At 36.3% G+C, this 20334-nt stretch carries 22 protein-coding genes; 19 read left to right on the top strand and 3 right to left on the bottom strand.

The genetic code is table 11. The features are described from left to right. The first annotated feature begins 315 nt into the window (after positions 1 to 315). Entirely contained in the window at positions 316 to 1191 is an 876-nt protein-coding gene (locus tag PXC01_RS03695) for a YHYH protein (protein ID WP_276471019.1), read from the top strand. Then, a complete protein-coding gene (locus PXC01_RS03690; protein ID WP_276471018.1) occupies positions 1181 to 1804 on the top strand; it encodes a hypothetical protein in 624 nt (207 codons plus the stop codon). The genes PXC01_RS03695 and PXC01_RS03690 overlap by 11 nt, the downstream gene beginning before the upstream one ends. Before the next feature lie 716 nt (positions 1805 to 2520). Here the strand turns inward: PXC01_RS03690 and PXC01_RS03685 are convergent. Continuing rightward, positions 2521 to 3192 carry a class I SAM-dependent methyltransferase gene (locus PXC01_RS03685; RefSeq protein WP_276471017.1) on the bottom strand — a complete coding sequence of 224 codons (672 nt, stop codon included), beginning with the start codon at positions 3190 to 3192 and terminating at the stop codon, positions 2521 to 2523. Between the two features lie 296 nt (positions 3193 to 3488). Between PXC01_RS03685 and PXC01_RS03680 the strand changes: the two genes are divergently transcribed. After that, the gene (locus PXC01_RS03680; RefSeq protein ID WP_276471016.1) at positions 3489 to 3686 is read left to right on the top strand and encodes a type 2 periplasmic-binding domain-containing protein; all 198 of its coding nucleotides are present in this window, start codon (positions 3489 to 3491) and stop codon (positions 3684 to 3686) included. A gap of 9 nt (positions 3687 to 3695) precedes the next feature. On the opposite strand, the gene PXC01_RS03675 is transcribed toward PXC01_RS03680, so the two are convergent. Beyond that, the gene (locus tag PXC01_RS03675; RefSeq protein ID WP_276471015.1) at positions 3696 to 3944 is read right to left on the bottom strand and encodes a DUF983 domain-containing protein; all 249 of its coding nucleotides are present in this window, start codon (positions 3942 to 3944) and stop codon (positions 3696 to 3698) included. A 194-nt stretch (positions 3945 to 4138) separates the two neighbouring features. Here PXC01_RS03675 and PXC01_RS03670 point away from each other — a divergent pair, with 194 nt between their 5' ends. From PXC01_RS03670 to argH, 16 genes are all read left to right on the top strand, one after another. Beyond that, entirely contained in the window at positions 4139 to 5014 is an 876-nt protein-coding gene (locus tag PXC01_RS03670; protein ID WP_276471014.1) for a helix-turn-helix transcriptional regulator, read from the top strand. 19 nt (positions 5015 to 5033) lie between these two features. After that, the gene (locus tag PXC01_RS03665) at positions 5034 to 5411 is read left to right on the top strand and encodes a nuclear transport factor 2 family protein (protein ID WP_276471250.1); all 378 of its coding nucleotides are present in this window, start codon (positions 5034 to 5036) and stop codon (positions 5409 to 5411) included. Between the two features lie 26 nt (positions 5412 to 5437). Beyond that, positions 5438 to 6220, top strand: a complete 783-nt coding sequence (gene speB, locus PXC01_RS03660) for an agmatinase (protein WP_276471013.1) — start codon at positions 5438 to 5440, stop codon at positions 6218 to 6220. A gap of 55 nt (positions 6221 to 6275) precedes the next feature. After that, positions 6276 to 7619, top strand: a complete 1344-nt coding sequence (locus tag PXC01_RS03655) for an MptA/MptB family glycosyltransferase (protein WP_276471012.1) — start codon at positions 6276 to 6278, stop codon at positions 7617 to 7619. A gap of 236 nt (positions 7620 to 7855) precedes the next feature. Further along, positions 7856 to 8470, top strand: a complete 615-nt coding sequence (locus PXC01_RS03650) for a GNAT family N-acetyltransferase (protein ID WP_058105019.1) — start codon at positions 7856 to 7858, stop codon at positions 8468 to 8470. A 148-nt stretch (positions 8471 to 8618) separates the two neighbouring features. Further along, on the top strand, positions 8619 to 9806 hold the full coding sequence (locus PXC01_RS03645) for an argininosuccinate synthase (protein WP_276471011.1): 1188 nt from the start codon (positions 8619 to 8621) through the stop codon (positions 9804 to 9806). A gap of 152 nt (positions 9807 to 9958) precedes the next feature. Further along, entirely contained in the window at positions 9959 to 10933 is a 975-nt protein-coding gene (gene argC / locus PXC01_RS03640; protein WP_276471010.1) for an N-acetyl-gamma-glutamyl-phosphate reductase, read from the top strand. A 134-nt stretch (positions 10934 to 11067) separates the two neighbouring features. Continuing rightward, the gene (gene proC / locus PXC01_RS03635; protein WP_071340427.1) at positions 11068 to 11862 is read left to right on the top strand and encodes a pyrroline-5-carboxylate reductase; all 795 of its coding nucleotides are present in this window, start codon (positions 11068 to 11070) and stop codon (positions 11860 to 11862) included. 48 nt (positions 11863 to 11910) lie between these two features. Then, positions 11911 to 13035, top strand: coding sequence for an aspartate aminotransferase family protein (locus tag PXC01_RS03630; protein WP_276471009.1), 1125 nt, complete (start codon positions 11911 to 11913; stop codon positions 13033 to 13035). After that, complete coding sequence (locus PXC01_RS03625; RefSeq protein WP_276471008.1) at positions 13032 to 14228, top strand: glutamate-5-semialdehyde dehydrogenase; 1197 nt, start codon at positions 13032 to 13034, stop codon at positions 14226 to 14228. The genes PXC01_RS03630 and PXC01_RS03625 overlap by 4 nt, the downstream gene beginning before the upstream one ends. A gap of 82 nt (positions 14229 to 14310) precedes the next feature. Next, positions 14311 to 15078 (top strand): glutamate 5-kinase, encoded by a 768-nt coding sequence (proB, locus tag PXC01_RS03620; RefSeq protein ID WP_276471007.1) that lies wholly within the window; start codon positions 14311 to 14313, stop codon positions 15076 to 15078. Next, the gene (locus tag PXC01_RS03615) at positions 15075 to 16016 is read left to right on the top strand and encodes a Rossmann-fold NAD(P)-binding domain-containing protein (RefSeq protein ID WP_276471006.1); all 942 of its coding nucleotides are present in this window, start codon (positions 15075 to 15077) and stop codon (positions 16014 to 16016) included. The genes proB and PXC01_RS03615 overlap by 4 nt, the downstream gene beginning before the upstream one ends. Further along, positions 16006 to 16188: a hypothetical protein gene (locus PXC01_RS03610; RefSeq protein WP_058105011.1), complete on the top strand. Its 183-nt coding sequence runs from the start codon at positions 16006 to 16008 to the stop codon at positions 16186 to 16188. Before PXC01_RS03615 ends, PXC01_RS03610 begins: the two co-directional genes overlap by 11 nt. Beyond that, on the top strand, positions 16178 to 16957 hold the full coding sequence (gene argB / locus PXC01_RS03605; protein WP_215997120.1) for an acetylglutamate kinase: 780 nt from the start codon (positions 16178 to 16180) through the stop codon (positions 16955 to 16957). Before PXC01_RS03610 ends, argB begins: the two co-directional genes overlap by 11 nt. A 1-nt stretch (position 16958) precedes the next feature. Further along, positions 16959 to 18032 (top strand): M20 family metallo-hydrolase, encoded by a 1074-nt coding sequence (locus tag PXC01_RS03600; RefSeq protein WP_276471005.1) that lies wholly within the window; start codon positions 16959 to 16961, stop codon positions 18030 to 18032. A gap of 62 nt (positions 18033 to 18094) precedes the next feature. Further along, complete coding sequence (gene argH, locus PXC01_RS03595) at positions 18095 to 19375, top strand: argininosuccinate lyase (RefSeq protein WP_276471004.1); 1281 nt, start codon at positions 18095 to 18097, stop codon at positions 19373 to 19375. On the opposite strand, the gene PXC01_RS03590 is transcribed toward argH, so the two are convergent. After that, positions 19368 to 20249, bottom strand: coding sequence for a YihY/virulence factor BrkB family protein (locus tag PXC01_RS03590; protein ID WP_276471003.1), 882 nt, complete (start codon positions 20247 to 20249; stop codon positions 19368 to 19370). The genes argH and PXC01_RS03590 overlap by 8 nt on opposite strands. Positions 20250 to 20334 lie beyond the last annotated feature (85 nt).

Genomic DNA, 20334 nt, shown 5'->3' with positions numbered 1-20334 from the left:
ACCTACATATTATAGAGCTTAAATATTGACTTATCACCAAATAAATCAGACCGTTCTGCGCTAAATAACTGGGTGTATTCTGCATTATGTACTTTAAAGTACTTAACTTGAAGATTACAAACTATAATTTGGCGTTATGATGAAAACTTATTTTAAGATTTTAGCGATAACTGTAATAGTATTCATTTTTTTGCGTGCAAAGACAAAAAGTCAAAATCCAATACTGAAACAACTACAGAAGCAACCTTTTCCGTCAATAAAGAAAACTTTCTTCCTGGCGGTTTAGTTGAACCAATATCTGTTGTTAGTAAGGAAATGTCCGATGGTTCTACCGCAGATTGTTACAAAATCGTAACCTCTGGTACACCTACAGAACACGATATGGGACCTTGGTGTCCTGATAATATTTCAGATGACGCTTCAAAAGGTGGCATATGGGCCGTTGAAGGGGAAATATATGATATAGATGGCGAATTTATTAAAAACTTAGGTACACTCCTTAATGATGATACGTGGATGCTCTATGATAAGAGCACAGGTGAAATCACTAAAACCAAGACCAAGGAAGAATGTAATGATGCCGCAAACCCAAATGTTGGTGAAGAATACAAAAACTTTTGTGTGGAATGCTTACCTTCTTATATAACAGGGATGACGCATACCTACTATATACCCGTTACCCCAAAAAAGGCTCCTGAAGGGTATGCTTTTAATTCTGGACGTCCTGCAGGCGGCGGTGGTGAATATGAAAGACCGGAACATCCAAAAGACGGAGAAAGACCTAAGGGACCACCACCAGTTGAAGGGGCTATCGGACCTTCAAATAGAGGTTTAGCTTTCAACGGTGTTGTATTTAACGCACCCGCACCTGTAGATGTTATTTTAGCTGCTTACACCATTGCCCCTTTTGATGATGCTGGCGGACATATAAACCTACATGAAGGATATCATTACCACGCAGCCACTGGTGTTTCTAAAAAAATACCACAAGAAGACAATCATGCTCCAATGATAGGCTATGCTATGGACGGATACCCAATTTTTGCCAACACTAATGCTAATGGTAATGAAACTACAAATTTAGACGAATTTAGAGGTCATTACGACGAAATTAGAGGTTACCATTACCATGTAGACAAGGCTGGAAGCAATAATTTCATTGACGGTTTACGTGGTGTTTATGCTATGTAAGAAACCGCTTTTACAACTTTTTCTTGCCGCTTTTCTATTGGCAAGCAATTTGCTAGGTGCCCATAATCCAGATTTTTCAAGTATAATTTTTTCTAAAACGGAGAATGGGCAAATTGTCATGCAATTAAATAGCTCATTGACTGCTTTTCAACAAGAGGTCAACTATATAAACGGACATGGTGCCTATTCATCTCCAGAGGAATTTCAAGAATTGGTACTTCAACTATTTGCGTCTAGGTTTTCCATTATTCTCAATAAAAATATCACGCTGAAATTTAAAAATTCTAAAGTTTTCTTAGGACACGACACCAAGATTGTGTCAGAGCTAAATGACCTACCTAAAGGGACAAACGCTATCTATTTAAAAAATGAAATGTTCAAAGACCTAAATAATAGTCAATCTATTATTATTTTTTTACTAGAGGGCTTCCCGAAAGAAAAATTTAAATTGGACCGCGATAATAGTTACGAAATAAATATTGCTCTAGAAGATGGAAAATGGATTTTACCATTGAAACAAAATAAAGATACCACATTTAGGTATTTGCCCATTTTAATTACCCTTTTAATTGGTGGTGCTTTATATTTTATCTTTAAAAAGCAAGCAATCTAAATATTAATAAACCAAATATAGCAGTATACATTGCTTTAGTATTCGTTACAATAGGTCTCATTTTTCAATTTATGGAGATGGGTATTTTTGGAGCAGATCCGATACCAAAAATAACCCAATACCACCAACTATTTTTTTGGTGTGGAATCTTGGTTTGGGCTCATGGATACATGAAACAAAAGGCTGTGGATAAGAATGAAAGCGAAAATGACCTATAAACAAAACAACAATTTAAATGGTTTGCTTACATTGAGCACCACCACAAATCATTCGCCATCCTTTTAAGAAATATACGTTTACTATTTAATCGAATAGAGGATACGTACAATTTCAATTTCGCAGATTGTGGAAATTCGGCTTGGACGATCAATTCATTTTAATGATGTTGCTTTAACACACTTAATACTTATTTATTCTAAAGTATTATAGTTGAATGATGGTAGTGGTCTATTTTATCTAAAATGATTTTTTCCGTTGAACTCACATAACCAACGCGTTTAAGACATATTCTCTTTATAAAAAAGTGCTTTTGTCGGCACTAGATAATAGTCATATTCGCCAATACCTAGCAAATCAAAAACCAAACATAATAATAACCACCCAAAAACGCTCCTTCACTAGATATTCTTAAATGCGCATTTGCCTATATTTAATTACATGAAAATAGTTAGAGTTCAATGACAACGTTTTATATGATACTAATGAGGAATACCACATCAATTCAATTTAAATAGTGTAGTTACAATAACACCGTGCTCATCAACTATTTTTAATAGCTCTTGCTCTTCCAAAACTTTCAGATTAAACGGATTCTCTAAAAGTTTAATACCACTATTCTTTTTTAAACGGGTTCCTTGACCGGAAATGACATCCAAATTGGGCGTAAAATCTTTACAGGGAAGATGTTCCGTAAGTATTACATACTTAAAACCAGGTAGCTTGTGAACAACCTGCTGTACCTCATCGTTAGAAATGTGTTGCAATACTTGACGTATAATAGCGCAATCCGCAACAGGAAGGTCATCTACTGCAATATCCAAACATTGAAACTCTACGTTTTTTGATTTAAACTTTTTCTTGTTGTGCGTAATTAATTCTGGCACAATATCTACAGCAATATACTTCTTGGTGTACCCCACCAGTTCTTTTCCTACATTAAAATCACCACAACCCAAATCACAAACAGAAATGGGATTTTCAAATGAGGTTAAAAACGCAATTAATGTGTTGATATAAGGTTTTACAATATCTGGCTTATGAGAGCCTTCACCTGAATAAAAATCTTCAGTACCACTACCCCACAGATTCATTTCATATACTTGTTGCATAGCCTTTTTGGTTGGCCACGGAATCTTATTTGGTTTAATACCCTTTTTATCAGTACTCATAAGTAACAGTGCAAAATTTCGACTTCAAAATAAGGTATAAAAATTTAAAATAGAGATACTATAAATAACACTCATATAATGTCGTGTAAATTATATATTGAACCTATCTGCCTTGTTGTTCCAGAGAAACATTGGTTGACCAATACAACCTTAAAGGATTTAAAGGTGTTGCAAGATGAAAAATTAATTATTTCTGGTTTACATTGAAACACTAACTTACCTTCACTATTAAAAAGTCTTTTTCAAAAAAAAACGGTTTTGAGCCAAAAACTGTTATTGAATCTGATTTTGGAGGTATGATCATTAATCTTGTTGCACAAGGCCTAGGCATATCTATACTACCGTTATCCTATAAATTCTCAAATGCAATTGGCGTTAGGTTTATAGCGCTAGATGAGACTATTAGCTTATTTATGAACTGGAGAAAAAATGATCCTAATAGAATAACAGAAAGAGTAGTTAAACTTGCCAAAGAAATGACAAACCCTACTTAAATCAATATTTTAAAGTTTGTAAAACAAATGGATCCAAATAGATCTTGACAGCCTAAAATTAAAAGTGCTCAACAGTACAGTTACCAAAGCAATAATAGTAAATACCCGCAACGGAGACAGATCCACAAAATACCAAAACAACACAAGGCTTATTATCATTTGTGCCACAGCCAAGGCATAACTAACGAACATAGCTCCAAAAAAGAAGCCCGTTTCTTTTTCAAATTTAAAATTGCATTCAGGACACCTTTCATTCATTATCGGCATTCTGAACAAAAAAACATTTCCTTGCCCACTAAAGACCTTACCCTCATTACAATTAGGACATTTGCATTTTACAACATTCAACACTTTACTCACGACCTCCATTTTTATACTGCAAAATTAAGACATAAAATAAAGGTTTCGGTCGTAACATAAGCGCATATGTTTGTACTTTTAAGACATTTTGTATGAAAATCCCCGTTTTACATATTAGTCAGTTTTTAAAAAACAAGCCGTTACATAGTCTTTATGTTAACTCTTTTGCAGACCATATTCAAATCAATAAGAATCTTATAAATAAACCTCATACCCATAATTTTTATTTGTGCGTTATTTTTACCAAAGGCACCGGCACACATGAAATAGATTTTGACACCTACCCAATAGAACCCGGAAAGGTCTTCTTCTTAAAACCTGGGCAAACTCATTTTTGGAAATTTGAATCGCATCCAGAAGGTTATATTTTCTTTCACTCTCAAGAATTCTATGAACTTAAATTTTTGGATCATTCCCTTAATTCTTTTCCTTTTTACTATTCCAATCAAAACCCGCCTTTGCTTCAATTATCTAAAGAGAAACTGAAACACCTAACCACTGTTTTTCAAGAACTTTTTACAGAGTACAGAGAAGAAAATTTACTAAGAGAAGCTAAAATCATTAGTCTTATACACTACATATACATAGAACTAACGCGTGCATATACTGCCGACACTATCATAGAAAAATTAGGATCTAACAGCTATGCGAATATTCTTGAGCGACTGGAAAAATTAATTAACGCACACTTTTACACCGAAAAATTACCTAAATTCTATGCTGAAAAACTAAGTATTACAACCAAACACTTAAACAGAGTGGTTCAAAAGACCATCAGCAAAACTACAACTACCTTGATCTCTGAGCGTATCACGTTAGAAGCTAAACGTTTGATCGTTCATTCTAATGACAACCTAGCCAATGTTGCAGACACATTGGGGTATTCTGACTATGCCTATTTTTCAAAATTCTTTAAATCAAATACAGGGATGACCCCAATGGAATTCAGAAAAATATATTTTCATTAAACCATAACAAGATATCATGATGAATTTAGAAACAAACAAAAGGAACGCCATCGCTTTTTACAGAACGGCATATTTAGGAAACCCAAAACTGGCCATAGAAATGTATGTTGGCAAAGAATACATTCAGCATAATCCCGCAGTTGCCAATGGCACACAAGGTTTTATAGATTATTTTGAACGCATGCAAAAAGAATACCCTGAAAAATCTATTGAATTTGTACGTTGCATTGCAGAAGGAGATTTGGTTGCATTACACACGCACCAGGTATGGCCAGGAAATGACCAATATGTTACAATGGATTTTTTCAAGTTTGATGCAAATGGAAAAATATGTGAACATTGGGATGCTATACAGCAAATACCAGAGAAATCTGAAAATCCAAATACCATGTACTAATTCATCAGCCAGACAAAAGCACTATCATGAAAGACATTACTATTCAAGGCATTAATTGGGATGCAAAATCATCTTTTCAAAGTGGGCCTGCAAAAGCTCCAGACTTAATCAGAAAAGCATTGTACAGCGACTCTATGAACCTATATACCGAATTAGGTATATCTATAGAAAATGATGCTGTAATAGACAAGGGTGATTTTATCATCAACGAGTATTTTGATATTGAAACCATTACCAAAAAGAATATTGAATCTGGCTCAAAATTGCTTTCTTTAGGTGGTGACCATTCCGTTACGTTTCCCATAATAAAAGCATTAAATGAACACTACCCAAAACTAGATATTTTACATATAGATGCACACGCTGATCTATACCATGACTATGAAGGCGACCCTTACTCCCACGCTTGCCCATTTGCAAGAATTATGGAAAACGGCTATGCCGTAAAACTTATTCAAGTAGGTATTCGCACCTTAAATCCACATCAGGCCGATCAAGCAAAAAAATACAATGTTGACGTGCATGAAATGCGTAACCTAGATTTGAACGCCATACCTAAATTTGAAAATCCGCTTTATATTTCCTTGGATATGGATGGTTTTGACCCTGCATTTGCCCCTGGAGTTTCGCACCATGAACCTGGCGGACTCTCATCTCGTCAAGTTTTAGATTTGATCCATGGCATAGATACAGAAGTCGTTGGCGCCGATATTGTAGAATATAACCCTGACCGAGACTTTCATGACATGACCGCTTACTTAGCTGCAAAAATGATGAAAGAACTTTTAGGAAAATTGATGGGCAATTGAAATCATTTTTCAATAAAAACCATTAAATTGACCTGTTACTAAACCCAAACCCCTAATGCCGATTACCTTTAAGAATTTTCTGAAACTCCATAGAATTTCCTTGATATTGGCAGTATTAAGTTTTGTGTTTTACTACACCTTTGCCTATCATCTAGATAGAACCGATTTTATAAAGTTGCTCTCCCTATTTATAGCACTTTTCTTTTTCTGTTTTAAACTGATACAGTTTGAAAAAATGAACTTCAGGTTGTTGCTAGGTATCGGCATCATATTTAGATTAATCTTTCTTTTTATAGAACCTAATCTTTCTCAAGATTTTTATAGGTTTATATGGGACGGTCAACTGGTCTCAAGCGGCATAAATCCTTATCTACACACTCCAGATGAATTGATGCAAAACATGGTATCAATAATACCGAACGCCAAAGAACTTTACAATGGCATGGGCAGTTTAAGCGCAAGGCACTATAGCAATTACCCACCTTTAAACCAACTTATTTTTGCCTTGGCCACAATTCTTGGCGGCAAAAGTATTTTTGGTTCATTAATAGCCCTGCGTTCAATTATTATTCTTGCAGATATCGGTATAATATATTTTGGAAGAAAGCTGCTGAAAAACTTGAACCGATCTCCGCATTTAATTTTCTGGTATTTCATTAATCCGCTTGTAATAGTTGAACTCACCGGAAATCTTCATTTTGAAGGGGTCATGCTGTTTTTCTTTATTGTTGCCATGTACCTTTTATCGTTAAACAAATGGAAAACCGCCGGTGTTGTTTTGGCATGTTCCATATCTATAAAATTAGTACCTCTTTTATTTTTACCATTATTCTTTAAATACCTGGGCTGGAAAAAAAGCATAGTGTTCTATATGATCATTGGTATAACTTCCATTGCACTATTTCTGCCATTCAATACCCCAGAATTTTTAGATAACTATAGTAAAACCTTAAAACTATGGTTTTCTAATTTTGAGTTCAATTCCAGTATTTATAATATCGCTAAAAAAACTGCCATACATTTTGATGAAAAACCATGGGAATTCATTAAAGAATACGGAAAATTTACGCCCTTATTTACTATTGCAACAGTAGGTCTATTTACATTTTTACCTAAAAGATATGACCTAAACAGGGTACTATGGTCTATGATGTGGGTTTTGACCATTTACTACTTTATATCTACTACCGTACACCCTTGGTACGCTATCTTTTTAGTTTTACTTTCTATTTTTACAACATACAGATATGCCGTAGTTTGGTCAGCGGCCATTGTACTGAGCTACTTTGCTTATTCTCAGGCAGATTTCAAAGAAAACTTGTGGCTATTGGGTATTGAATATATTTCAGTGTATGGCTATTTGTTTTATGAAATCATTGCACATAATAACAAAAAGTGAAGTTTTTGTAAAAATTATACGTTGAGTGATGTCAAATAAATATAATTTGTACATTTACCCCATAATGAACGAAATAAACTACTTTTTATATAGCACCGTGAGCCCATTGGCTCTAGCGCGCCCGTTCACATCTCGCCGTCGTCGCCCGTAAGGGTAAGATATAATTATGGAATTAGGTGAGTCCATTTCCGCACAGAAAATCAAATTTTTTTTTACACTTTTAAATCTAACTGGCAATGAACTTAATTGTTGCTAACGAATCACATTTTAAATACGCTCAGGATATCTGCGATACCATTGCTGAATCTGCCAAAGTACGCGGTACCGGCATAGCAAAACGTACCCCAGAGTATATTCAAAGAAAACTATCTAACGGTAATGCCATACTTGCATTGGACGGAGATAAATTTGCGGGTTTCTGCTATATAGAAGTATGGGGACACGAGAAATTTGTAGCAAATTCCGGTCTCATAGTACATCCAGATTATAGAGGGCAAGGTCTAGCTAAAAGCATTAAAGCCAAAATCTTTGAATTAAGCAGGGAGAAATTTCCCGATGCCAAAATATTTGGGATCACCACAGGTTTAGCAGTGATGAAAATCAACTACGAACTAGGCTATAAACCTGTTACATTTTCTGAACTTACAGATGACCCTGAGTTTTGGAAAGGTTGCCAAACCTGTAAGAATTTTGACATCCTTACGAGAACTGAACAAAAAATGTGTCTCTGTACGGGTATGTTATATGACCCTACCACAAAGAAAAAAACTGAGAACACTAAAGAAATGAACGGTAAGGCATTTACAAGATTAAAAAGTATAAAAGAGAGTTTGTTTCTGAAAAAGAAATAAGAGAATAGAAGTTATGGAGCTTAAAATGACTTTTTCCAATTACAGATTTAATGATCAAAGTCTTATTTCTTTCTTCTAACCTCTTAACTCAAAACCTATAGAACCAAAATAAATAATTATCCGGCTTGCCGGAATTGAACATCATACAATGAAAAAATTAGTACTAGCATACAGCGGCGGATTGGATACTTCTTATTGCGCCAAGCATTTATCAAAAGACAAAGGATTTGAAGTTCATGCAGTAAGCGTGAACACAGGAGGTTTCTCTGTTGAGGAAATAAAGGAAATTGAGAAGAAAGCTATTGAACTGGGCGCTTCATCTTATACCTCTATAGATGCCGTACGGACCTTTTATGATAAAGTAGTAAAGTATCTTATTTTTGGTAATGTACTTAAAAACAATACCTACCCACTTTCCGTAAGTGCAGAACGAATTGTACAGGCAATAGAAATTGTAAACTACGCTAAAAAGATAGGCGCTGGTTATATTGCCCACGGTAGTACAGGCGCGGGTAACGACCAAGTACGTTTTGATATGATTTTCCAGATCATTGCCCCAGAAATTGAAATCATCACGCCTATTAGAGATAACAAATTAGCTAGGGAAGAAGAGATCGCATACTTAAAAGAAAACGGTGTAGATTATCCATGGGAAAAAGCAAAATACTCTATTAATAGAGGACTTTGGGGTACTTCTGTTGGTGGCGAAGAGACATTAACTTCAGAAAAGCCCTTACCAGATAGCGCCTACCCAAGCCAATTAAAGGAAAAGAACCCTACAGAGGTAAAACTTACTTTTGAAAATGGCGAATTGGTTGCTATTGATGGTGCAAAAGACAACCCAGTTGCAAATATTGAAAAACTAGAGGCTTTGGCATCTAAATATGCCATTGGAAGGGATATTCACGTTGGCGATACTATTATAGGTACCAAAGGCAGAGTTGGGTTTGAGGCTCCTGCTTCTTTAATTATCATAAAAGCACATCACTTATTAGAGAAACATACACTTACAAAGTGGCAACAATATCAAAAGGAACAACAAGGCAATTTCTATGGCATGTTATTGCATGAAGGCAATTACCTAGATGCTGTAATGCGTAACATAGAAACCTTCTTGACAGATACTCAAAAAACGGTTTCCGGAGATGTATTTGTAGGCTTATATCCATTTCAGTTCAGGTTACACGGTATTTCATCTAAACATGATTTAATGACCGATGCTTTTGGTAAATATGGCGAGGTCAATAAAGGATGGACAGCAGATGACGCTAAAGGATTTATTAAGATTCTTTCAAATTCCGGAAAAATCTACAACCATGTAAATGGGGATAAATAGTTAGGAGTTAGGAGTTAGGAGTTAGGAGTTAGGAGTTAGGAAAAATAGTATTAAGTAATGAGTACAAAGTATTAAGTAAAGAATTAAAAGTGTTGTTTAAGTACTTCGTACTTAATACTTAATACTTCGCACTAATTACACAAAAGAAAATTATGATTAAAGCAGGTATTATTGGTGGTTCTGGGTATACGGGAGGTGAGCTTATTCGCATCTTATTACATCACCCAGCAACTGAAATCGATTTTGTATTCAGTACTACTAGAGCTGGAAAAAAGGTAACAACGGCTCATCCAGATCTATTGGGAATTACTGATATAGCGTTTACGGGTAATGTAAATCTAAATGTAAACGTTGTTTTTCTATGTTTAGGCCATGGTAATTCTACCGCATTTTTAAACGAGCATCATTTTTCAAAAGATACCGTTATTATAGATCTGAGCAATGATTTTAGATTGCACACCGATGCCAATTTCAATGGTAAGGAGTTTGTTTATGGTTTACCGGAATTATTCAAATCCGAAATTGAAAATGCAAAATATATAGCTAATCCTGGTTGTTTTGCAACTGCTATCCAATTGGCATTGCTACCCTTGGCAAAAGCCGGGTTGTTGGACAATGAAGTACATATAAATGCTGTGACCGGTAGTACCGGTGCGGGTGTTAGTCCGTCTGCCACATCGCACTTTTCATGGAGAAATAATAACGTTAGCTGGTACAAACCTTTTACCCATCAGCATTTAGGGGAAATCAACGAGAGCTTACATTCATTTCAAAAAGATACTGGCAATCTGTATTTTATGCCCAATAGAGGGAATTTTACCCGTGGTATTTTGGCAACTTCCTATACCAAATTTGAGGGTAGTTTAGAGGATGCTAAAAAAATCTTTCAGGAATTTTATAATGATGCGGTGTTCACCCAAATATCAGATGAGCCCATCAATTTAAAACAAGTGGTAAATACAAATCAATGTCACATCCACTTACATAAACATGAAGATGTGCTGTTGATCACCTCTGCCATAGATAACTTATTAAAAGGTGCGTCTGGGCAAGCGGTGCAGAACATGAATTTAATTTTCGGTTTGGAAGAAAACCTAGGACTTAATTTAAAAGCCGGAGTCTTCTAAATGATTTGATGGACTATTGAAATAACATAAGATTAAAATAAAATTAATGGGGACTAATTTTAAGTAGTGATATGAAATTTACGGTTTACTTCATACTTTTTACTTAGCACCTTTTACTTAATACTACACCAAACATGAAAACAGCCATTATAGGTACAGGTAATTTAGGACTTTCTATTGCTAAAGGCATATTGAACAGTAATGGTGCTACCAGTATGTACCTTACCAAAAGGGATACCACAGCTATAGCAGAATTTGAGAAATATGATAAGGTTACCGTTACAAATGACAATAGAATAGCCGTTGAAAATTCAGATATTTTAATATTTGCCGTACAGCCTATTCATTTTGCCGCCATTTTAGAAAGTATAAAAGATCTATTGACGGATAAACATGTAATCATCTCAACTATTACCGGATTTAGCATCGAAAAAATAGAAGCGGTAATTGGTAAAGACAACTTTATCATAAGAAGTATGCCCAATACGGCTATTTCCGTGGGTAAATCCATGACCTGTATCTGTAGCAACGAAAAAGGCAAAAAAAGGGTTGAATTGGCAAAAGCCATTTTTAATAGAATGGGACATTCTATGGAAATCCCCGAAGGTCAAATGCAGGCTGCAACCGTAATCTGTGCAAGTGGTGTAGCTTTTTGGATGCGCTTAATACGTGCCACTACCCAAGGAGCCATACAACTTGGTTTTGATGCCAAAGAGGCGCAAGAGCTTGCCATGCATACGTGTAACGGTGCCGCAAGTCTTTTAATCGAATCTGGCAATCATCCTGAAGAAGAAATTGACCGTGTTACCACGCCTATGGGTTGTACCATAACCGGTTTAAATGAAATGGAACACCAAGGTTTAAGCTCATCATTGATACGCGGAATTATTTCCTCTTACGACAAGATCACTGAATTCAAAAACAAGTAAACACGCTACCCAACCCGTTCATTATTTTGAACTTGAAACTTTTCAACTATGAAATTATTTGACGTTTACCCTTTATATAATGTAACCCCGGTTTCCGCAAAAGGCATTGTAGTAACTGATGACCAAGGACAGGATTATTTGGATTTCTACGGCGGGCATGCCGTTATTTCCATTGGCCATACGCACCCACATTATGTAAAGCGTTTAAAAGACCAATTGGATAATATTGGGTTTTATAGCAATGCGGTACAAAACCCTTTACAGGTAGAATTGGCCAACAAATTGGGTGAAGCATCCAATTGTGAAGATTACAATCTATTCATGTGCAACTCTGGCGCAGAGGCAAATGAAAACGCATTGAAAATGGCTTCTTTTGTAACCGGAAAATCAAAGGTAATCGCCTTTAACAACGGTTTTCATGGACGTACTTCTGCTGCGGTAGCAACAACGGACAATCCATCTATCAATGCTGAAATTAACCTGCAACACGAAGTTGTATTTCTTGACCTAAACGACAGTAAGGGTTTTGAAAAGGAAATATCAAAGAATGTTTGTGCCGTTATCATTGAATCTATTCAAGGCGTTGGTGGTTTAGATGAACCTACGACCGAATTCTTACAAAAGGTTGCTTTGTTATGTAAAGAGAATGATGCATTGTTGATTGCAGATGAAGTACAATGCGGATTTGGCAGAAGCGGAAAATTCTTTGCATTTCAACATCATAACATTCAACCGGACATCATTAGTATTGCTAAGGGAATGGGAAACGGTTTTCCGGTAGGTGGTATTCTTATTCATGAAAGTATAAAGGCAAAATACGGAATGTTGGGCACCACTTTCGGTGGCAATCATTTGGCTTGCGCAGCCACCATGGCGGTTTTAGAAGTAATTGAAAAAGAAAATCTAATTCAAAATGCTAAAGCATTAGGCGAATATTTCAACGAAAAGGCAAAAGAAATTCCACAAGTAAAACGGGTAAAAGGAAAAGGCTTAATGTTAGGGCTTGAATTTGATTTTCAGGTTGCCGATCTACGTAAAAAATTAATTCACGAACATTTTCTTTTTACCGGTGGGGCAAAAGATAAAACAGTGCTAAGAATTTTACCTGCCCTGAATATTACAAAACAAGATTTAGACGTGTTTTTTACAGCTCTTAAAAAAGCCCTATCATGAAGACAACCCTAAGCATATCTAAAAGGAATGCCGTACTTAAGCGTATGGCCGAATTGGTGCAGCAAGAAGAATCAATTCTAATATCTGCCAATGAAAAAGATTTAAATTCTTTTGAATCAGGCGATATCGCAATGGTTGATCGCTTAAAGGTAAACAAGACCAAGGTGGCAGAAATGATTTCTTCCTTGAAAAAATTAGCTGCCTTGCCAGACCCTTTGCATGTAGAACGTTTTCAATTTACCCATGAAAATGGTTTAGAGATCAGCAATAAAACCGCACCTTTCGGTACGATCATGATTATTTATGAATCTAGACCAGATGTTACCATTGAAGCTGCGGGTATCGCATTTAAATCAGGTAACAAAATATTGCTAAAGGGGGGCAAAGAGTCTTTGAACTCCAATTTGGTTTTAGTAAACCTATGGCACAAAGCTTTGGAGTCTTGCGATTGTGCTACGGACTGGGTAACCTACCTTAATTATTCTAGAACAGAAACTCAGCAGTTTTTAGAAAAACCAACACAAAAACTAGACTTAATTGTACCTAGAGGTGGCGAAAAACTGATCGCTTTTGTTAAGCAACATGCACAGTGCCCGGTAATAGTAAGCGGTAGAGGAAATAACTTTGTATATGTTTCGCACGAGGCAGATTTGCAAATGGCACTGGATGTTATCGTCAATGCAAAGACCACAAAAATTTCCGCTTGTAATGCCGTTGACAAAGTCATCATTTCAAGAGATTTACCACGCAAGGCAGAATTTTTAAGTCATTTGATTAAGACCCTTAAAAAACACAATGTTGAAATTTTGACCGATGCCAAATTAGCCGGATTAGATGGCACCTCTCAAATGGAAAATGAATCTATTTGGTTTGAAGAGTTTTTGGATTATAAAATTGTACTAGGGCAAGTGCCAGATGTAGATGAAGCCGTACAGCTCATCAATACCTATGGAGGCGGCCACTCCGCTTCTATCATTACTAAAAATGAAGAGGAAGCAGATATTTTCATGCAATCTGTGGACACCGCTGCGGTATACCATAATGCATCTACCCGCTTTACGGATGGTGGACAATTTGGACTTGGAGGAGAACTAGCCATTAGTACAGATAAATTACATCAACGCGGACCTATAGGATTACAGCATCTAGTAACCAATAAGTGGTACGTAAAAGGAAATGGACAGGTAAGGTAGTTAGGAGTTAGGAGTTAGGAGTTAGGAGTTAGGAGTTAGGAGTTAGGAAAATAAGATTTCACCTAACATAAACGATATTAAAATGTTGAAAAATAGAATTTTATTGAAATTAGGTTCCAATACCTTAACCAAAGACACTGATCATATTTCCCGAGGAAAAATTGAGGATATTGGTCGGCAAATTGCCGCTCTAAAAGATAAGTTCGAATTTATTATTGTGAGTTCCGGTGCCATTGCCGCTGCTAGGCAGTTTGTTAAGTTGGAACATAATGGAGAAGAAATTAATGTAAAGCAGGCATTGGCATCTATTGGTCAGCCTCATCTAATGCGCATTTTTCAAGAAAATTTTAGGGAGCTTGGGCTCTTTACATCACAATGTTTGTTATCCTATTCCGATTTTGAAAATGAGCAAACTAGAGCGAATATTAAAAACACCATTAATGTTCTTGTTGCCAATAACTTCATTCCTATCATTAATGAAAATGATACCGTTGCTACTGATGAGATCAAATTTGGTGATAATGATAAATTGGCCGGTTTAACTGCATCGCTTTTATCTGCCGACATTCTTATCATTGCTACAAATACAGATGGTATTTACACAAAATCATCTTTAACGACTTCCACACCAAAAACAATAGAAGCCGTTTCAGACCTGACCAAATTGCTAAAAGAAATAGGGGAATCCAAATCTACCCACGGCACCGGTGGCATGCAGTCAAAAATTGATGCAGCCACCATTGCACAAAAAGCAGGTATTGAAACCTGGATCACCAATGGGCTGAACGATAACTTTATTGTTGATGCCATTGAAAATAAAAGCACATTTACAAAAATAACATCATCATGAATTACCTTTCAATAAACGATATAGACGTTTTATCCAACTGGGTAAAAGAAGCCATAACACTTAAAAAACAACCTAAAAAATTTAAGGAATTAGGTAAAGACAAAACTATTGGGTTGTTATTCTTTAACAACTCGCTTCGTACACGTTTAAGTACCCAAAAAGCAGCAATGAATTTGGGTATGGAAGTTATTGTGATGAATTTTGGTAGCGAAGGTTGGGCTTTGGAATATGCCGATGGTACCATTATGGACCAAGGCACATCTGAACATATTAAAGAGGCCGCCCAGGTAATTTCCCAATATTGCGATATCATCGCTATTCGTGCCTTTGCCGGTTTGGTAGATAAGGAACTAGATGAAGCTGAAGAGGTGCTCAAAGGTTTTAAAACATATGCTACGGTACCTATCGTAAATATGGAAAGCTCTGTGGGACACCCATTACAAGCATTAACCGATGCCATTACGTTAGAGGAACACAATTTTAAAAACAACCCTAAGGTTGTTCTTTCTTGGGCGCCACACCCAAGGGCTCTACCACATGCCGTTGCCAATTCATTTGTACAAATGATGCAAAAGCAACATGCCGATTTTGTGATTACACATCCTGAAGGTTATGAACTGGACCCAAACATTACAAAAGATTGTACCATTGAGCACGACCAAGAGAAGGCTTTAGAAAATGCCGATTTTGTTTATGTAAAGAACTGGAGTAGCTATACCGATTATGGTCAAATAAAATCGCAGGACCCAAACTGGCAAATGACACTTAAAAAATTAGGCAAGGCAAAATTTATGCACTGTCTTCCTGTTCGTAGAAATGTTGTTGTTGCCGATGAAGTTTTGGATAGTGACCAGTCTTTGGTTATAGAACAGGCAAATAACAGAACCTACGCAGCACAATTGGTGTTAAAGAAAATACTGGAGAGCAATGAAAATTAATAAGTGGATCTATATTGGTATTGCGCTATTCGCCCTCATCCTTTTTGTAATGAATATGGTAGATATTGACCATAGCACCGCTCATTGGAAAGCCTATATGGGTCCGGTCAGTAATATTATTCTAATAATCGCCATGGTACTCATGTTCAAATTTGCAGATTATGAAAAATAAATTAAGTGTTGTAAAAATTGGTGGTAATGTAATAGAAGACGAAAACGCCCTAGACGTTTTTCTTACTGCTTTTTCTAAACTTGAAGGCTTAAAAATTTTGGTCCATGGCGGTGGAAAATTAGCCACTCAATTAGCAACCAAACTTGGCATTGAGTCTAAAATGATAGATGGCAGGCGTATTACCGATGCTGAAACCGTTGATATTATAACCATGGTGTATGGCGGTTTGGCAAACAAGAAAATAGTTGCACAACTACAAGCTAAAAACACCAACGCAATAGGATTAAGCGGTGCAGATGGTGATAGCATACAGGCTCATAAACGTCCTGTCAAAGAAATTGATTACGGATTTGTAGGCGATATAGATGGTGTAAACGCTGCATTATTATCCAAGCTTTTGGCCGCAGATTTAACACCCATTTTCTGTGCCTTATCGCACGATGGTGCCGGACAGTTATTGAATACCAATGCAGATACGATTGCCTCTGAAATTGCAATAGGCATGGCACCTACCTTTGAAACTACGTTGTATTATTGTTTTGAGAAAAAAGGGGTTTTAATGGATATTGCCGATGAAAACAGCGTAGTTAAAGACATTAATACCAATACCTATAAATCACTTTTATCCGATGGTATCATTGCTGACGGAATGTTGCCAAAACTTCATAATTGCTTTCATGCCCTAAACCACAACGTAGCAAAAGTATGCCTGGGCGATGTTACCATGTTAGATAAAAACACAGAACTGTTCACGACAATAAAACTTTAAGATGAACCAAACAGAACTTACAGAAAGTGCAATTGCATTACTGAAGCAACTCATATCAATAGAATCTTTTTCTAAAGAAGAAGATAAAACAGCCGATGCAATACAGGCTTGGCTGGCAAAATATGACATACCTACGGAAAGAGACCTCAACAATATTATTGCTAAAAATAAATATTGGGACGACTCAAAACCTACATTATTACTGAATTCGCACCACGATACGGTAAAACCAAATACGGCATACACCAAAGATCCTTTTTTGCCCCACATTGAAGATGGCAAGTTGTTTGGCCTTGGTAGTAATGATGCTGGCGGACCGTTGGTGTCTCTTTTAGCAACATTTGTAAATTATTACCATGATGAAAACCTCAACCATAATATTCTTATGGTCGCTTCTGCAGAAGAAGAAAATGCAGGTGAAAATAGCTTACGCGGATTGTTACCAAAATTGCCGCATATAGATGTAGCCATTGTTGGTGAACCTACTTTAATGCAATTGGCTATTGCAGAAAAAGGATTGGTGGTTTTTGATGCTGTTGTTAAAGGTACTCCGTCGCACGCCGCACATCCAAACAATGATAATTCCATATACAACACCATTAAAGTTCTGGAATGGTTCAAGAATTATTCTTTCGAAAAATCTTCTGAAGCCTTGGGAGATGTGAAAATGACGGTTACCCAAATAAATGCTGGCAAACAACATAATGTGGTACCGGCACAAGTAGATTTAGTAGTAGATGTACGTGTAAACGATGCATATAGCAATAAAGAAATTGCAGATTTATTAAAGAAGGATGCGCCATGCGAATTAAAGGAGCGATCTTTGCGTTTAAATTCATCGAAAATAGATAAAGACCATCCGTTGGTGCAATCTGGCATTGCCTTGGGCAGAACAACATATGGATCACCTACATTATCCGATCAAGCAGCGTTAAGTTGCCAATCGTTAAAATTAGGACCTGGGGACAGCACACGCTCCCACTCTGCCAACGAATTCATCTATGTACATGAAATTGAAGAAGGTATAGATTTATATATTAAATTATTAAAAGGCTTCCTTTCAATCAACAATTAAAAATAACCAATTACCAATAAGCATTGTTCATTGCTTAATTGATAATTGATAACTGACAACATATGAAACTCTGGGATAAAGGATTTAGCACCGATAAAAAAATTGATCACTTTACAGTTGGCAACGATAGAGAATTGGATTTACACTTAGCAAAATACGACGTTATTGCCTCTAAGGCACATGCTAAAATGCTGGGTAAAATAGGATTGATTTCCCCCAAGGAAACCGCTGAACTTGTAAAAGAACTTGATAATATTGCCGCGCGAATAGAAAAAGGCACATTTTCTATAGAAAATTCTTTTGAAGACATGCATTCTAAAATTGAATACATGCTGACGCTAAGTCTAGGAGATACCGGTAAAAAAATACATACTGCACGTTCTAGAAACGACCAAGTTCTTGTAGCCATGCATTTATACCTAAAAGACGAATTGACAGAAATAAAGGCGATGACCAAATCGCTTTTCAACCTTCTTTTGGTAAAAGCACAAGAGCATAAGGATGTTATGCTACCAGGTTACACACACTTGCAGATTGCCATGCCATCTTCTTTTGGGTTATGGTTTTCCGCCTATGCAGAAAGCTTAATAGATGACCTTTATTTTATTGAAGCGGCCTACAAAGTTTCAGATCAAAATCCGTTAGGTAGTGCTGCCGGTTACGGTAGTTCATTTGCTATAGACCGTAGTTTTACCACCAAAGAAATGGGTTTTGAAACCATGAAATATAATGTGGTTGCAGCACAAATGAGTAGAGGAAAAGCTGAAAAAGCTACCGCTTTTGGTATTGCCAACATTGCAGCTACCCTATCTAAAATGGCCATGGATATTTGCTTGTATATGAGTCAGAATTTCGATTTTATCTCATTCCCCGATGAGTTGACCACGGGTTCCAGTATTATGCCACACAAGAAAAACCCCGATGTGTTTGAGTTGGTACGTGGCAAATGCAACAAACTACAGTCTATTCCTAATCAATTGACATTGGTCATCAATAATTTACCTAGTGGTTACCACAGAGATTTGCAATTGGTGAAAGAAATTATTGTTCCGGCTATTCAGGATATGAAGGCTTGTTTAGAGATTTTAACTTTTAGCCTAAAGGAAATCAGAGTGAACGATAGTATTCTAGACGACCCAAAATATGATTATTTGTTTAGTGTGGATACATTAAATGAGTTGGTACAAAGCGGTATGCCGTTTAGAGATGCCTACAAGAAAATGGGTATGGAAATCAATGCAGGTACTTTTACTCCAAAAAGAGATATTCATCATACACATGAAGGAAGTCTAGGTAATTTATGCTTGAAAGAGATTCATGATAAAATGAAAAAACTCAACTGATTTTCAAATACTTACCAGAATAAATCTTGGTAAACTGTGCTCCAAAAGTGACTATTAAACTAGAGTAGGACACCCAAAGCATAACCAAAATTATACTCCCGGCCGCCCCATAGGTAGAGCCGGGTTCCGCTTTTCCAAAATAGAATGCCAAAGCATATTTACCAAGTAAAAATAATACGGCAGTAAGCGCGGCACCTACTTTAACCGCTTTCCAACGAACATGAGTACTGGGCAAATACTTGAACATAGCCCCAAATAATAAGTAAATAAAACCTAGTGATAATATTAGATCCAGTACGAATCCAAGTTCTAACATACCATCTGGCAAAAGTCTGGAGAGCTGCTTTGAGAATGCTGACAACAAAGAGGTCAATACAAAACTTACCAAAAGTAAAAATCCTATAATAAGAATAAATCCGAAACCTTTTAAACGCATAAATAAAGTTGACAGAAACTCATTTGAATATTTAGGTTTTGTCTCCCAAATTTCATTCAATGCGTTTTGTAATTGATAAAATACCCCGGTTGCACCATAAATCAGCACTCCTATTCCCAATAACGTTGCTATGAACGACGTCTGCTGACTGCCTTGATTTTTAATGATATCTTGTATAGATTGTGCCGTATCAGGCCCCATAGCAGAAGAAATTTCAGCGAACAACTCTCCCTGAACAATCTCCTTGCCCCAAATACCACCTACTATTTCCAATATTAAAATAAGCAATCCTGGTAAAGATAAAATTGCGTAATAAGCAATTACGGCACTAATTTGAAAGGGCTCTTTTTCCATCCATCCCTCATAAGTTTTTAGTAATAACTTAGGGAGATGGGTTAGTTTAAATTTGGCGTTTGTTCCTTCAGTATTAATTGACATAGTTTATTGGATTCACACTCTTATTAAAATTACTCTAGATAAAAAGTTCTTTGTAGTCCAATCCAAGAAAATAGTGTCTCTTAAA

This window comes from Maribacter huludaoensis (assembly GCF_029350945.1).
Classification (GTDB): Bacteria; Bacteroidota; Bacteroidia; order Flavobacteriales; family Flavobacteriaceae; genus Maribacter; species Maribacter huludaoensis.
The sequence above is the reverse complement of the archived record's forward strand: the minus strand, read 5'-3'. Positions and strand labels throughout refer to the sequence as shown.